The following is a 14,169-nucleotide window of genomic DNA, read 5'->3' on the forward strand; positions in this document are numbered from 1 at the left end:
GATTTATACATGATGATTGTCATGTATAAATATCCGATTCCCGAAGGAGATTCACGATGTCCGATCGTCCTGCAGTGCTGATTACGGGTGCGTCCACTGGTATTGGCGCTGTCTATGCCGACCGCTTCGCGCAGCGCGGCCACGACCTCGTGCTGGTTGCGCGCGACCTTGCGCGTATGGAAGAACTGGCGGCGCGATTGCGCGCGCGAGATGGGGTGAAGGTGGAAATCGTCGGCGCCGATCTGACTGGGCGCGCCGACCTCATGCGCGTGGAAGCGCGTCTGGCTGAAGACGAACGCATCGGCATCCTTATCAATAACGCCGGTGCGAGCCTGCCGGGTACCTTCGTCGAGCAGGGGCCGGAGGCCGTGGGCAAGCTTATCGACCTCAACGTGACCGCACTCGCTCGCCTTGCCGCCGCTGTCGCGCCGCGCTTCGCGCGCGAGGGTAAAGGGGCGATCGTCAACATCGCTTCGGTGCTGGGGCTGTTGCCGGAATACCGCATGAGCGTGTACGGCGCGACGAAGTCGTTCGTGCTGTTCCTGTCCCAGGGGCTGCACCTCGAACTCGGCGAACGCGGCGTGTACGTGCAGGCCGTGCTGCCCGCGGCAACGCGTACCGAAATCTGGGCGCGCGCCGGCAAGGACGTCAATGCGCTCACGGGCGTGATGGAAGTGGGCGACCTCGTGGACGCCGCGCTCGTGGGCTACGACCGCCGCGAGACGATCACGATTCCGCCGCTGCCGGACGCACGGCAATGGGCCGATTTCGATGCGGCACGTCTCGCGATGGGAGCGAATTTCGCGCAGTCGCAGCCGGCCGAACGCTATCGCAGCGCGGCGCGCTGAGCGAATGGCCGCCTTGGCCTGTCAAGGGCGCGGGGCGGCGGGGCGTCGTTTCGGGGCGCGCTGGGCGGCGGTCACCGCCGTGGCGGCCTCGTTGGCGCCGCGCTGCATGAGCCGGTCGGCGAGCACTTCGAGAAAAACGGCGAGATCGGTCTCGCCGTACTGGAGCACGAAGCCGTCGACGACTTCGGCAATCGCCGCCGCCCGGCTCTGGGCCGAGAGCGTGCTCGCGATATGCGAGGCGCCGCGCGCCAGCTCCAGGCGGTACTGGTCCTCGCATGCGGTGGCGCTTATCGCACGCCGGTTTTTCTTTGCATAGTCCATGGTCTCGTCACTGGCAGACATCGCCGGTGCGGGCGCCCCTGTTCGTATCGCCCGCACCGGTTTGCCGCCCCCGGCGCCCGTAGGGAATTGGGTCTTCGCGTGGCCTGCACGGCCATCAGGCCACGACGGTCTGTTTTTCTGATGAGAGGGTCGGGTCGATGGGCTATTTGAACCGCAGCGCGGGGGAGCGGCAATACCTGGAATCAGGTAGGGGCAAGGGAAAAGGCAGCACGGCGGCTCGTTGAGCGCGCACAATTGTGCGAAGCTGACGCCGTCGCCCGCACCCGCGGGTTCCCACCACGCCCTTCGCTTCCGCGTCTCGCCACGGAGCCATGAACCCAGCGCTGCCCGACCTGCCCGAATCCGTCCTGCCCGGACCGCTCCTGATCGTCGAAGACGAACTGCTGACCCAGCGGCGCCTGGCTGCCATACTCACCGGTCTTGGCTATCAGGCCGAAGCCCTGCAGTTCGCCGGCGACATTGCCGCCGCGCGTGCGCTACTTGCCGAGCAGCCGTTTGCGATGGTGCTGGCCGATGTGGGCCTGCCCGACGGCAGCGGTATCGACCTGATACGCGAGCTTTCCCGACATGATCCGGCGCTGCCGATTCTGGTAATCTCGGCGTGGAGTACCGAGCAGATCATCGTCACGGCGCTGCAGGCCGGGGCGACGGGGTATCTGCTGAAGGAGCGCGACGACATCGAGATTGCCTTGTCGATCCGCAGTGCGCTGCGCGGCGGCGCACCGATCGACCCATTCGTGGCAAGACGCATTCTCGATCTGGCGGGAGCCGGGAGAGCGGCGGAAGGGGCCGGCAGCGGGGTGCCGGCCACGCCGCCCGGGCCGTCGCTGAGTCCGCGCGAGATCGAGATTCTCGGGCTGGTGGGAAAGGGGCTCACCAATCGCGAAATTTCGGAGGTGCTGTCCTTGTCCAGGCTGACCGTCGAATGCCACATCAAGAACATCTACAAGAAGCTGGCTGTCAATTCGCGCACGCAGGCCGTGTTCGAAGCGCGCACGCAAGGCTGGCTGCCCTGATCTGTTTTCTATGCTGGCTGCATGCGGCGATGGCTGCACCGGCTGGTCCTTCTGCTTCCCTTCCTGCTTTTACTCCGCTTTTTACCCATATCGAGGCCGCGCGCAGCGACTGGCGCGCGCAGCAGCCGCCCGCCACGGGCTGGGCGAGCGTGACGCTGCCCGACGAATGGACCGCGCGCTGGCCGGGTTTCGACGGCGTGGTCTGGTATCGCCTCACCTGGCAGCAGCCGGCGAATGCGCGGCCGCTCGCCGTCGGCATCGACTATCTGAACATGGCGGGCGCGGTTTATCTGAACGGCACGCTCTTAGAGCGTGATGCCTCGCTGGTCGAGCCGCTTACGCGCGCGTGGAATATGCCGCGCTATGCGCTGTTGCCTGCGCCGCTCCTGCATCCCGGCGAGAACACGCTGCTCGTGCGCGTTTCGGGCCTTGCGCCGTATCAGCCGGGGCTGGGCGGCGTCGAACTGGGCGACCCCGCGGTGCTGGCGGCGGTGCATGCCCGTTCGCTGAACGTGCGCTACGACCTGCAGTTCTTCAGTCTTGCCGTGACGGCGACGCTAGGGTGCTTTTTCTTCTCCCTGTGGCTCATGCGCCGCGACGAGACCGCCTACGGCTGGTTCGGCCTGCTGTCGTTTACCTGGTGGTGGGTTGCGCTCAACCAGGTGGTGACCACCCCCTGGCCGTTCGCGAGCACGAACGGCTGGGAGCGCGCGAACTCGGTGGCGCTGATCGTCTACAGCGCGGCGTTCACGATGTTCATCCTGCGCTACAGCGAGCGGCGGCTACCCCGGTTCGAACTGGCGTTGTGGGCCGTGGTGCTGGTCGGTGTGATTGCGATGGTCGCAGTGCCCGAGCGTCTTGTTTCTGCCACGCGCGATGTGCTTACGATCGGCCAGGCCTGTAATTTCTTCCTGACCTCCGGCGCGTTCCTGGGGTTCGCCTGGCGTCACGGCCGGCCCGATCAGCGTATCGTCGCGCTGAGTGTCGCGGTCTTTATCGCGGCGGGCATGCACGACTTGCTCAGCTTCGTCGGCATTCTCGACGACAATTTCTACTTCACCGCACTGACCGCGCAACTGCTGATGGTGTCGATGGCGCTGATGCTCGCCTGGCGCTTCGTCACCGCCTTGCGTCGCGTCGAGCGCTTCAACGACGAACTGAATTTCGGCATCGCCGCGGCGCGCGCCGAACTGGGACAAACGCTCGCGCGCCAGCACCAGCTCGAAGTGGCGAATGCGCGGCTCGCCGAGCGCGTGCGGCTCGCGCACGATTTGCACGACGGTCTGGGCGGCACGCTCGTGAGCGCCATCGCGGAGCACGAATATGCGCCCGGCGTGCTGCCCGAGGGCCGCTCGCTCGCGATCCTCAAGGAACTGCGCGACGATCTGCGCATCATCATCGACGCGGCATCGAGCCAGGAGCTCGGCGAATATGCGCTGGCAGGACAACTGGGATCGCTGCGGCACCGGCTCATGCGGCTCTTCGAACGCCAGCGCGTGGCGTGCCGCTGGACGCTCGAAGGGATCGAGGGCTGCCGCATGCCGGGCGCACGCGGACTCGACCTGCTGCGCATCGTGCAGGAAGCCCTGACCAATGTGCTCAAGCATAGTCAGGCCTCCCAGGCGAGCGTGGAGCTGCGGCGTGTCGGCGATACGCTGAAGCTGACCGTTACCGACAACGGGATCGGCTTCGACATTGGCGACGCCGCGCACGGCGGTGCCGGCATGCGCAGCATGCGCGCTCGCGCGACGCGGCTGGGCGGGGTGCTCGTGGTGGAGTCGGCGCCGGGCGCGACGCGCATTGCGCTCGACATGCCGCTCGATATGCCCGCGGACACCACGGGCTGAGCCGTCCTTCTCGATATCGATTCCGCGATCTCGCGGGCGAGATGCATACGCCGGACAGTTACGACGCGTCGTGTCGTGTCACGCGGTACGATGCTGCGCTCGCCGGACTGGCGAGCCAGACGCCATGGACGAGAACAACGGGATCGGTCGATGCAAACCCATAACGCAAAGAAAATCGGGTGGTGGACGGCGGCGCTTGCCGCAATGCTGGGCGCAACGGCGCTCTTCGCCTGGCGTGCCGATGCCGCGCGCACGCTGAGCGTATCGCCGGTCGGCACGGTCGCGCAGGCGCGCCAGGTCGTGATCAAATTCGACGAGGCGATGGTCGCCTTCGGCGCCGCGAACGCGAAGGACCCGGCGCACGTGCAATGCAGCGACGCGGCGGCGGGCGAGGGGCAGGGCCGCTGGGTCGACGAAAAGACCTGGGCGTGGGACTTCAGGCACGATCTGCCGCCCGACGTGCAGTGCAGCGTCGTGCTCGACGATGCGCTCAAGTCGACGGCCGGCAATGCGGTGACGGGCGCGCGCCGCTACGCATTCTCGACCGGCGGTCCGTTCCCGGTGGACGTGCAACCCTGGGGCGGGACGATCGAGGAGAACCAGGCATTCGTCCTGACGCTCAACGGGCCAGCCACCGACGCCTCGGTGCGCGGACACGTGTGGTGCGAGTCCGAGGGGCTCGGCAACCGCATCCCGGTTCGCAACGTGGATGTGCCGGCCCGCGTGGCGCTCCTCAAGCATTTCCACCTGGAAAAGGACAGCGCGCGCGTACTCACGCTCGTATGCCAGCAGACGCTGCCGTCGAGCGCGAAGATGCAGCTCGTCTACGGCAAGGGCGTGGCGGGCCCGCATGGCACGCCGAACGACACGGAGCGCCGCTACGACTACACGGTGCGCGAGCCCTTTACGGCGAAGTTCAGTTGCGAGCGCGAGAATGCCAAGGCGCCTTGCACGCCGCTGCGCCCGGTGCGCATCGATCTGAGCGCGGCCATTACGCATGCCGATGCCGAACGCTTCCGGTTGCGCGGCCCGAACGGCGAGATCGCGCCGACCTTCGCGAAGGACGAGGCCGGCAACGACGTCACGACCGTCGAATTCGCGGCGCCGCTGCCGGAGCGCGCGCAGCTCACGGTGCTCGTGCCGGACGCGCTCAAGGACGAAAGCGGCCGCCCGCTCTCGAACGCCGACCTGTTTCCGCTGCAGGCGGCCACCGCGCCCATGCCGCCGCTCGCGAAATTTTCGTCGTCCACCTTCGGCATCATCGAACGCTACGCGGAACCCGGCATGCCGCCGCTCGTGCCCGTCACGGTGCGCAACGTCGAGGCCGATCTGCACGTCGCGGGGCTCAACGCGGGCGAGGCGCGGTTTTCAGAGCTGGCGGTGGGCTCGGACACGGACATGCGCCGCTGGATGCGCCTCGTCGAGACCTTCGACGCCTATGGCATGACCGAGTCGGCAATCGAAAAGCAGATGCCCGGTCTGCTGGCGCGCGCAAGGTCGCCGGTCGTGGTGCCGCCTTCGGCAGACGGAGATTCGGACCAAAGCGCGGACCAAAACACGGACAGTGGCGGCCAGCAAGAGCGCACCGTCGACGTACGCTCGCTTTCGCTGCTGGCGGGTCAACCGGGCGTGCAGACCCTCACGCTGCCCAAGGCCGATCCGAAGTCGTTGCGGCCGTTCGAGGTGATCGGCATTCCGGTGCAAAAACCGGGTTTCTACGTGATCGAGCTCGCTTCGCCTTCGCTCGGCGCGTCGCTGCTCGGCAAGGCCGCGCCGATGTACGTGCGCACGGCGGTCCTCATCACGAATCTGGGCGTGCATTTCAAGCAAGGCCGCGAGAACAGCGTGGTCTGGGTGACGACGCTCGACAAGGGCGAGCCGGTGCCGGGCGCGGACGTGCGCGTATCCGACTGCAACGGCGAGCAGATCGCGCAAGGCCGGACCGATGCGCACGGACTCCTGAACATCGAGGGTGCGCTCACGAACCGCAGCACCTGCGGCGAGGACAGCTATAGCGGCTTCTTCGTCTCGGCGCGCATCGACGATCCGAAGACCGGGCCCGACATGGCGTTCGTGCAGTCCGACTGGAATCGCGGGATCGAGTCATGGCGCTTTAACGTGCCGACGGATACGAGTCCCGAGCCCACCGTGCGCGCGCATACGGTGTTCGACCGGCCGCTCTTTCGCGCGGGCGAGACCGTCTCGATGAAGCACTTCATCCGCGCGGAGACGATGCATGGCCTCGCCTTCCCGGCGCAGTATCCCACCCGCGTGACGATCCGCCATACGGGCAGTGGGCAAACGTATCATCTGCCGCTCACCTGGTCCGCGGACCATACCGCGGTATCGACGTTCAAGCTTCCCGCCGAAGCGAAGCTGGGCGAGTACGACGTCTCGCTCGACGACGGCGACGCCTCCGCGCAGGACAGCGGCAGTGGCGACGAGAGCGCTGATAACAGCGATGGAGACAATGGCGGCGCCGTCCACATGAATTACGACAGCGGCAGCTTCCGCGTGGAGGCATTCCGTCTTCCCGTGTTCAAGGGGACGATAGCCGCGCGCAACGAAAAGACCTCGCCGCTCGTCGCCGCCAGGGAAGCGCCGGTCTCGCTGCAAATCGACTACGTTTCGGGCGGTGCTGCCTCGAATCTGCCGGTGCAGGTCTCGGCGCTCGTGAAGGATCTGACGCCCGCTTTCACGGACGATTTCAGCGACTTCAGCTTCGCGCCGTGGACACCCGCTTCGGCAGGCGACGAGGCGACCGACGACGAAGAAAGCACTCCTCAGGAAGACACCGAAACGGCCCGGCTCGTAGCCGACAAGGAGCCGCTCACGCTCGACCGCAACGGCGCGGGCGCACTGGTGCTGAAGAACCTGCCCACTGTCGATACGCCCAAACGCCTCGCGCTCGAAGCGACCTTCGCCGATCCCAACGGCGAAGTGCAGACGATAGGCGGCAGCGCCACGCTGTGGCCCGCCGCCGTGGTGGCGGGCATCAAGGCGGGGAGCTGGGTGTCGGTGGGCGACACGGTACCGGTCACCGCGCTTGCGCTAGACCTGCAGGGCAAGCCGCGCGCGGGCGTGAAGCTCGAAGTGCGCGGCGTGGCGCGCATCACGACCACGTCGCGCAAGCGCATGGTGGGCGGCTTCTACGCCTACGACAACCATACGCAGACGCACGATCTGGGCGCGCTGTGCAGCGGGAAAAGCGACGACCACGGGCTATTGACGTGCAAGGCAAAGCTTGATGAGGCGGGCAACATCGACCTGATCGCGACCGCTACGGATGGCGATGGCCACGCTTCCACGGCCACGACTTCCGTCTGGGTCACGCGCGAGGACGAACTGTGGTTCGGCGGCGATAACACCGACCGCATCGACGTGCTGCCCGAGAAAACGAGCTACGAGCCCGGCGAAACCGCGCGCTTTCAGGTGCGCATGCCGTTCCGCTTTGCGACGGCGCTCGTCGCCGTGGAGCGCGAGGGCATCATCGAAACGCATGTCGTGCAGCTCGACGGCCGCGACCCCACCATCGAGCTCAAGGTGGGCGACCAGTGGGGGCCGAACGTCTACGTTTCGGTGCTTGCCTTGCGCGGGCGTATCCACGAGGTGCCCTGGTATTCGTTCTTCACATGGGGCTGGAAGGCGCCGCTCGAATGGGCACGCGCGTTCTGGTACGAAGGCCGCCAGTACGAGGCGCCCACGCCGCTCGTCGATCTCTCGAAGCCCGCCTATCGTTATGGGCTCGCGCAGATCCGCGTGGGCACGGCGGCGCACCGGCTCGACGTGAGCGTGACACCCGACGCGAAGCGCTACACCGTGCGCGGCGTTTCGCATGTCGCGCTGCGCGTGCAACTGCCGAACGGCCAGCCGGTACCGGCCGGCACGCAGATCGCGGTGGCGGCCGTCGACGAGGCGCTGCTCGAACTCATGCCGAACGAGAGCTGGGATCTGCTCGATGCCATGTTCCAGCGGCGCCCATACGGCGTGGACACCTCGACGGCGCAGATGGAGATCGTGGGCCGGCGCCACTTCGGCCGCAAGGCGGTGCCCGCGGGCGGTGGGGGCGGGCACGCCGCGACGCGCGAACTTTTCGACACGCTGCTCTACTGGAACCCGCGCGTGACGCTCGACGCGAAGGGTGAAGCGCGCGTGGATGTGCCGCTCAACGACTCGATTACGCGCTTTCGCATCGTCGCGGTCGCGGCGAGCGGGACGGAGCGCTTCGGTACGGGCAGCGCGACGATCGAGAGCACTCAGGACCTCCAACTGATTTCGGGTTTGCCGCCGCTCGTGCGCGAAGGCGATGCGTTCCGCGCGCAGTTCACGCTTCGCAACACGACGGCGCGCGCGATGAAGGTCGTGGTCACACCGAACGTGCCGCCGCTCGCGCTCGCGCCGCAGACCGTGGATCTCGCGCCCGATTCGTCTCGCGAGGTCGCGTGGACGGCAACGGTGCCCGACGGATTGGCCGACGCCGAATTGCCCGCGCTGGTCTGGAACGTGAGCGCGGCGGAACAGGGCGGGGCGCATGCCGCCGACGCCGTGAAGCTCACGCAGCGCGTCACGGCGGCGCTGCCGGTAACGGTGCAGCAGGCCACGCTCGCGCAGGTGGACGGCACGCTCTCCCTGCCGGTGGCGCCGCCCGCGAACGCGAGCGTCACGCAGCAGGGGCGCGTTCGCGGCGGCATCGCGGTATCGCTGCAAGCGAAGCTCGCGGATGGCCTGCCGGGCGTGACGCGCTGGCTCGACCGCTATCCGTACAGTTGTCTCGAGCAGCAGATCTCGGTGGCGCTGGGCCTACGCGATCCGGCCCGCTGGCAGGCGGTGCTCGCGCACCTGCCTGTCTATCTGGACGGAGACGGCCTCGCGAACTACTTCCCGCCCACCGACGACAGCGCGAACCACGGCAGCCCCACGCTGACTGCCTACCTGCTTGCCGTGACGGACGAGGCGGCGAAGCTCGACCCGCGCTTCGCCCTTCCCGACGCGCTGCGCGCGAAGATGGAGGACGGCCTCACGCGCTTCGTGGAAGGCCGCATCGAGCGCAATACGTGGGCGCCGCGCCGCGATCTGGACTTGCGCAAGCTCGCGGCCATCGAGGCGCTATCGCGCTACGGCGCGGCGAATGCGCAACTCCTCGGCTCCATCGAAATCGCGCCGAACCAGTGGCCCACCTCGGCCGTGATCGATTACTACGGGAGCCTCACGCGCATGCGCGACGTGCCCGATCGCGAGACGAAGCTCGCGCAGCTCGACCAGATCCTGCGCGCGCGGCTCACGTATCAGGGCACGCAGCTCACGTTCTCGACGGCGGACGAGGACGATCTCTGGTGGCTCATGACGGGCACCCAGGTGAACGCGGCGCGTCTTGCTCTGGCGATGGTCGACAACCCCGCGTGGAAGGACGAGATGCCGCGTCTCGTGGCCGGACTGCTGGCAATGCAGCGCAATGGCGCTTGGGAGACGACGACCGCCAACGTTTACGGCTCGCTCGCCGTGGAGCGTTTCTCGCGCGTCTTTGAAAGCGTACCGGTTACCGGCACGACGAAGATCCAGCTGGGCGGCACCGGGCGCGATGTCTCGTGGAGTGCCGCGCCTGCCGGCGCGGCCTCGGGAGCCACGGCTGCCACGCGCTCGGCGGCGGTGCGCGGCACTTTGCTCGACTGGCCGGCGGCGCGTTCGGACGCGACGAACACGCCCACACTCGCGCTGACCCAGGAAGGCAGCGGCAAACCGTGGGCGACGATCGAAAGCCTCGCCGCCGTGCCCCTGCGCGCGCCGTTCGCAGCGGGCTACCGCATCGCGAAGACCGTCACGCCGCTCGAACCCGCGGTGAAGGGCGTCTACACGCGCGGCGACGTGCTGCGCGTGCATCTCGACATCGAGGCGCAGACCGACATGACCTGGGTCGTCGTCAACGATCCGGTTCCGGCCGGCGCGACGATCCTCGGCTCGGGCCTCGGGCGCGATTCGGAGGCGGCCACGCAGGGCGAAAAGCAGGAGCAGGACGGTCCGTGGCCCGCATTCGTGGAGCGCGATTTCGACGGCTATCGCGCGTACTACGATTATCTGCCGAAGGGGAAGGTGTCGATCGAGTACACGGTGCGACTCAACAACGTGGGCACGTTCGGGCTGCCGCCCACGCGAGTCGAGGCGCTGTACGCGCCCGCGACGTTCGGCGTCCTGCCGAATGCGCCGGTCGTCGTGAAGCCTGCGCCGCAAGCCCAATGAGCGGAGCGGCGATGGGTGCCCGATGCTTTGTATCCGCGGCGGTGCTGAGCATCGCACTGCTGCCGGTCCCGGCGCTCGCGCTGCCTTCGTACGACGACGTCCGCGCGCAGTGGCGCAGCTCCGACTGGGTGTTGCTCGCCCGTGACGGCACGCCGCTGCAGCATACGCGCGTCGAGCGCACGGCGCGGCGCGGCGACTGGGTGGCGCTCGCCGACGTTTCGCCTGCGCTGCGCGACGCGATCGTCGTTTCGGAGGACAAACGGTTCTACGAACACAGCGGCGTCGACTGGCGAGGCGCGGCCGCCGCGGCCTGGGCGAATCTCTGGAATACGCGCACGCGCGGCGCCTCCACGGTCACGATGCAGCTCGCGGGCCTGCTCGACGACAGCCCGAAGCGCTCGGGGCAGCGCTCGTTCGGCGAGAAGGCCGTACAGGCCGTGGACGCGCTGCGCCTCGAACAAAGCTGGCGCAAGGACCAGATACTCGAAGCGTATCTGAACCTCGTGCCGTTTCGCGGCGAGACCGTGGGCCTCGCGGCCATTTCGCAGACGCTGTTCGGCAAGGCGCCCTCCGGCCTCGACGACCGCGAGGCCGCCGTGACCGCCGCGCTGATCCGCGCGCCGAACGCGCCGTCCGCGAAGGTCGCCACCCGTGCGTGCCGCATCCTGCGCGATCTGCACGACGCGAGCGGTTGCGCCAATCTCGACGGCTTCGTGCAGATGGCGTTTGCGCGTCCGGCGGTGGCGGATGACTATGCCGCATTCGACGGCGCCGACGCGCTCGCGCCGCACTTCGCGCGGCAGGTCGCGAGCGCCATGCATCCGGCGGCGGGCCAGCGCGTACGTTCGACGCTGGACGCAAACCTGCAGCGCTTCGCGCGCGACACGCTTACGCGCACGCTGATCGAGCTGAACCGGCCCGACCACTCGCGTAACGTGAAGGACGGCGCGGCCGTGGTGCTCGACAACGCGACGGGCGAAGTGCTGGCCTGGGTGGGCTCGTCGGGCGCGCTTTCGGCGGCGCGCGAAGTGGACGCGGCGCTGGCGCTGCGCCAGGCGGGTTCGACGCTGAAGCCCTTTCTTTACGCCGAAGCCATCGACGAGCGACGCGTGACTACGGCATCGCTACTCGACGACGCGCCGCTCGACCTCGCGGCAGGCGGCGGCCTCTATATGCCGCAGAACTACGACAAGGGCTTCAAGGGTTGGGTGAGCGTGCGCACGGCGCTCGGGTCGTCGCTGAACGTGCCTGCCGTGCGCACGCTCGTGATGGTCACGCCGCACCGTTTCGCGAAGACGCTCAAGGCGCTTGGGCTGCCGCTGAACGAAAGCGGCGACTACTACGGCTACAGCCTCGCGCTGGGCAGCGCGGACGTTACACTCGTCAGCCTGACGAACGCGTATCGGGCGCTTGCGAACGGCGGAGTGGCAGGCCCGATCGTCGAACTGCCCGGCGGCCAGGCGCCGTCCGCCGTACCCGCTCGCGGCGCACGTGTGCCCAGCCGCGTATTTAGCCCCGAAGCAGCGTTCATCATCACCGATGTCCTCGCGGACAACAACGCCCGCACGCGCACGTTCGGCTTCGACAGTCCGCTCGCCACACGCATGTTTTCGGCGGTGAAGACGGGCACGAGCAAGGACATGCGCGACAACTGGACAGTGGGTTACACCTCGCGCTACACGGTGGGCGTTTGGGTGGGCAATGCGGACGGCTCGCCGATGTGGGACGTTTCCGGCGTGAGCGGTGCGTCGCCGGTGTGGGCGGCGATCGTCGGCTATCTGCATCGCGGCGTGCCGAGCGTGGCGCCGGCCGCACCGCCCGGCGTCGAACGCGTGCGCGTCACGTTTGCTAACGCGCTCGAACCGGCACGCAGCGAGTGGTTTCTCGCGGGCACGGCTACGCCCTACGTCGGGCTCGCCGCGAATGCTTCGGATATTGCAAATGTTGCAGGCGGCGGGCCAGCGCAGATCGGCAACCCGGTGGACGGCACGATCTTCGCGCTCGACCCCGACATCCCGGCCGCACGCCAGCGCGTCTGGTTCGAGCGCGCGGCGGGATCGACGGCGCAGGTGACGTGGCGGCTCGACGGCAAGCCGCTGGGCACGGCAGCACGTGTGGCGTGGCTGCCGTGGCCGGGCCGGCACGTGCTCGAACTGGTGGATGCGCGCGGGCAGACGACGGATTCGGTGCGCTTCGAAGTGCGCGGGGCGATGGCGAAGGCAGGCGCGATGCCGCAGGTTCGAACGCCGGCCGGTGTGGCTGCCCGCTAGTTCCGGTGATTAATTAATTTGCAAGGTGAGCTGAATAGTTTTCGTAAGGGGCAGTGTCTATAACTGCCTAAAGATTTCCAGAACGATGCCGCAATACCTCACAGGGTAGTAGGGCCCATAGGGGGCAGGCGTAGACGTTCATCCGGAGGTCGTCATGAAAACTGATAAGCAAAAAACCATGCGCTGGCTGGCCGGCGCGGCCGGACTGGTCGCGTTGGCAGGGATGTTTGCCGTACCGGCCTGCGCGCAAAGCGGCGGGCGCATTACGTTTACCGGCGCGATTGTGGCTCCGGCGTACGACATTGCGGTAGCGTCCGAGCGTGCCGCTGTCGGAACGGGAAGCATCGCGTATGACGGTGACGGTGCGTCGGGTGAGACCGTGTCCTTCATTGCGTCGCCCGGTAGCGCTCCGGCCGCCGATGTCGCGCTCATGGCGGCCAATCCGGCGCGGCAGGAAAATCCGCTAGTTTCCCGGGCGGTTGCAGTCAGTCTTGTGAACCGCGTGGGCAAGCAACTCACCCCGGATGCGGATGGGCACTACAAGCTGGACCAACACGGCGCAGTGATGGAACTGAAGTCCGCGTCCGCCACGCCGGGCGGCACACCGCTTGTCGTCGTAGTCAGTTACAACTGATCAGACCGGCGACCCGGGGCGCATCCGCCCCGGGATTGCGCCATCGCCCATGCACCATTGATCGCGAAGCCGGGCTGGCCCGGCTTATCGCGGGTGCTTCGGATTTTCGGGCGACCATTTTGCCTGCTTGTTCGCGCCTCAAGTGACGATTCCTGGCAATTCCTGGCGTCGTTTCCCGACGATCTGATCGCTTACGAGGGATCAGATGAGATCGTATTTCGGACTAATCCAGTAGTCAGACCGGGCTGCGTTGGCCGACTATTACACGTGCCATCCTTCTCAGTTGGCCAGGAGTTGGGGCAATGGATCGGGGGCGTGGTGCCGGCTACATATCGGTGCGCAGATCACCGTTCCGCCTCCGGTGGGCCTTCTCTTTCGGCTCTGTCAGTTCAAAGTCAATTCTGGAATCCTTGAAATGAAAAAGGTCGCTATTGCGGCTCTCGTCGCTACGGTGGGTCTGGTTGCCGGCACCGCGCACGCAGACAGTACTTCGCTGAATTTTACCGGCCAGGTGACCGGTGCTACGTGCAATATCAACGGCAACGGGCAGGGTACCAACAACTTTTCGGTCCAGTTGCCGGCGCTGTCGGCTTCTGCATTATCGGCGGCCGGTTCGACGGCCGGTTCCACCCACTTCACCATCGCGCTGACCGACTGCACGCCGGCAACCGGCAACGTGCGTACATTCTGGCAGGGCGCGAACACGCTGTCCGACGGCAATTTGCTGAACAACGGCACGGCCGCCAAAGTGGAAGTCCAACTGGTGGATTACAACAGTGGTATGCATGTCATCAACACTAGCCAGCCGGACGGTTCACAGAATTCGTACGCCGTTCCGCTTTCCTCAGGTGGCAACGCCAACCTGTCGTACGCAGCGCAGTACGCTTCGCCGTTGGGCGGCGCCACTGCGGGTGGCGTGTCGACGAGCGTAACCTACTCGCTGGTCTACCAGTAATCGTGACGCAGGCGGGCAGGGAG

The 14,169-nt window shown here is 67.1% G+C and carries 8 protein-coding genes; 7 read left to right on the top strand and 1 reads right to left on the bottom strand.

Annotated features, from left to right (window positions below; all coding sequences use genetic code 11):
• Positions 1–56: 56 nt before the first annotated feature.
• Positions 57–848: an SDR family NAD(P)-dependent oxidoreductase gene (locus WJ542_RS17375; RefSeq protein ID WP_411190646.1), complete on the top strand. Its 792-nt coding sequence runs from the start codon at positions 57–59 to the stop codon at positions 846–848.
• A 21-nt stretch (positions 849–869) separates the two neighbouring features.
• On the opposite strand, the gene WJ542_RS17380 is transcribed toward WJ542_RS17375, so the two are convergent.
• Positions 870–1,190 (bottom strand): hypothetical protein, encoded by a 321-nt coding sequence (locus WJ542_RS17380; protein WP_411190647.1) that lies wholly within the window; start codon positions 1,188–1,190, stop codon positions 870–872.
• Positions 1,191–1,501: 311 nt separating this feature from the next.
• Between WJ542_RS17380 and WJ542_RS17385 the strand changes: the two genes are divergently transcribed.
• From WJ542_RS17385 to WJ542_RS17410, 6 genes are all read left to right on the top strand, one after another.
• Positions 1,502–2,206 (top strand): response regulator transcription factor, encoded by a 705-nt coding sequence (locus tag WJ542_RS17385; protein WP_411190648.1) that lies wholly within the window; start codon positions 1,502–1,504, stop codon positions 2,204–2,206.
• A gap of 29 nt (positions 2,207–2,235) precedes the next feature.
• Entirely contained in the window at positions 2,236–4,053 is a 1,818-nt protein-coding gene (locus tag WJ542_RS17390) for a sensor histidine kinase (RefSeq protein ID WP_411190649.1), read from the top strand.
• A 150-nt stretch (positions 4,054–4,203) separates the two neighbouring features.
• A complete protein-coding gene (locus WJ542_RS17395; RefSeq protein WP_411190650.1) occupies positions 4,204–10,287 on the top strand; it encodes an alpha-2-macroglobulin family protein in 6,084 nt (2,027 codons plus the stop codon).
• A gap of 11 nt (positions 10,288–10,298) precedes the next feature.
• Entirely contained in the window at positions 10,299–12,557 is a 2,259-nt protein-coding gene (gene pbpC / locus WJ542_RS17400; protein ID WP_411190651.1) for a penicillin-binding protein 1C, read from the top strand.
• Positions 12,558–12,711: 154 nt separating this feature from the next.
• The gene (locus WJ542_RS17405) at positions 12,712–13,191 is read left to right on the top strand and encodes a hypothetical protein (RefSeq protein WP_411190652.1); all 480 of its coding nucleotides are present in this window, start codon (positions 12,712–12,714) and stop codon (positions 13,189–13,191) included.
• A 415-nt stretch (positions 13,192–13,606) separates the two neighbouring features.
• A complete protein-coding gene (locus WJ542_RS17410) occupies positions 13,607–14,146 on the top strand; it encodes a fimbrial protein (protein WP_411190653.1) in 540 nt (179 codons plus the stop codon).
• Positions 14,147–14,169: the final 23 nt, after the last annotated feature.

It is taken from the genome of Paraburkholderia yinzeri (genome assembly GCF_046581065.1).
Taxonomy (GTDB): Bacteria; Pseudomonadota; Gammaproteobacteria; order Burkholderiales; family Burkholderiaceae; genus Paraburkholderia.

What these genes read in the sequence shown, in the direction of transcription:
- WJ542_RS17375 (WP_411190646.1), top strand. Translation starts at nt 57, where the DNA reads ATGTCCGATCGTCCTGCAGTGCTGATTACGGGTGCGTCCACTGGTATT.
- WJ542_RS17380 (WP_411190647.1), bottom strand. Translation starts at nt 1,190, where the DNA reads ATGTCTGCCAGTGACGAGACCATGGACTATGCAAAGAAAAACCGGCGT.
- WJ542_RS17385 (WP_411190648.1), top strand. Translation starts at nt 1,502, where the DNA reads ATGAACCCAGCGCTGCCCGACCTGCCCGAATCCGTCCTGCCCGGACCG.
- WJ542_RS17390 (WP_411190649.1), top strand. Translation starts at nt 2,236, where the DNA reads ATGGCTGCACCGGCTGGTCCTTCTGCTTCCCTTCCTGCTTTTACTCCG.
- WJ542_RS17395 (WP_411190650.1), top strand. Translation starts at nt 4,204, where the DNA reads ATGCAAACCCATAACGCAAAGAAAATCGGGTGGTGGACGGCGGCGCTT.
- pbpC (WP_411190651.1), top strand. Translation starts at nt 10,299, where the DNA reads ATGGGTGCCCGATGCTTTGTATCCGCGGCGGTGCTGAGCATCGCACTG.
- WJ542_RS17405 (WP_411190652.1), top strand. Translation starts at nt 12,712, where the DNA reads ATGAAAACTGATAAGCAAAAAACCATGCGCTGGCTGGCCGGCGCGGCC.
- WJ542_RS17410 (WP_411190653.1), top strand. Translation starts at nt 13,607, where the DNA reads ATGAAAAAGGTCGCTATTGCGGCTCTCGTCGCTACGGTGGGTCTGGTT.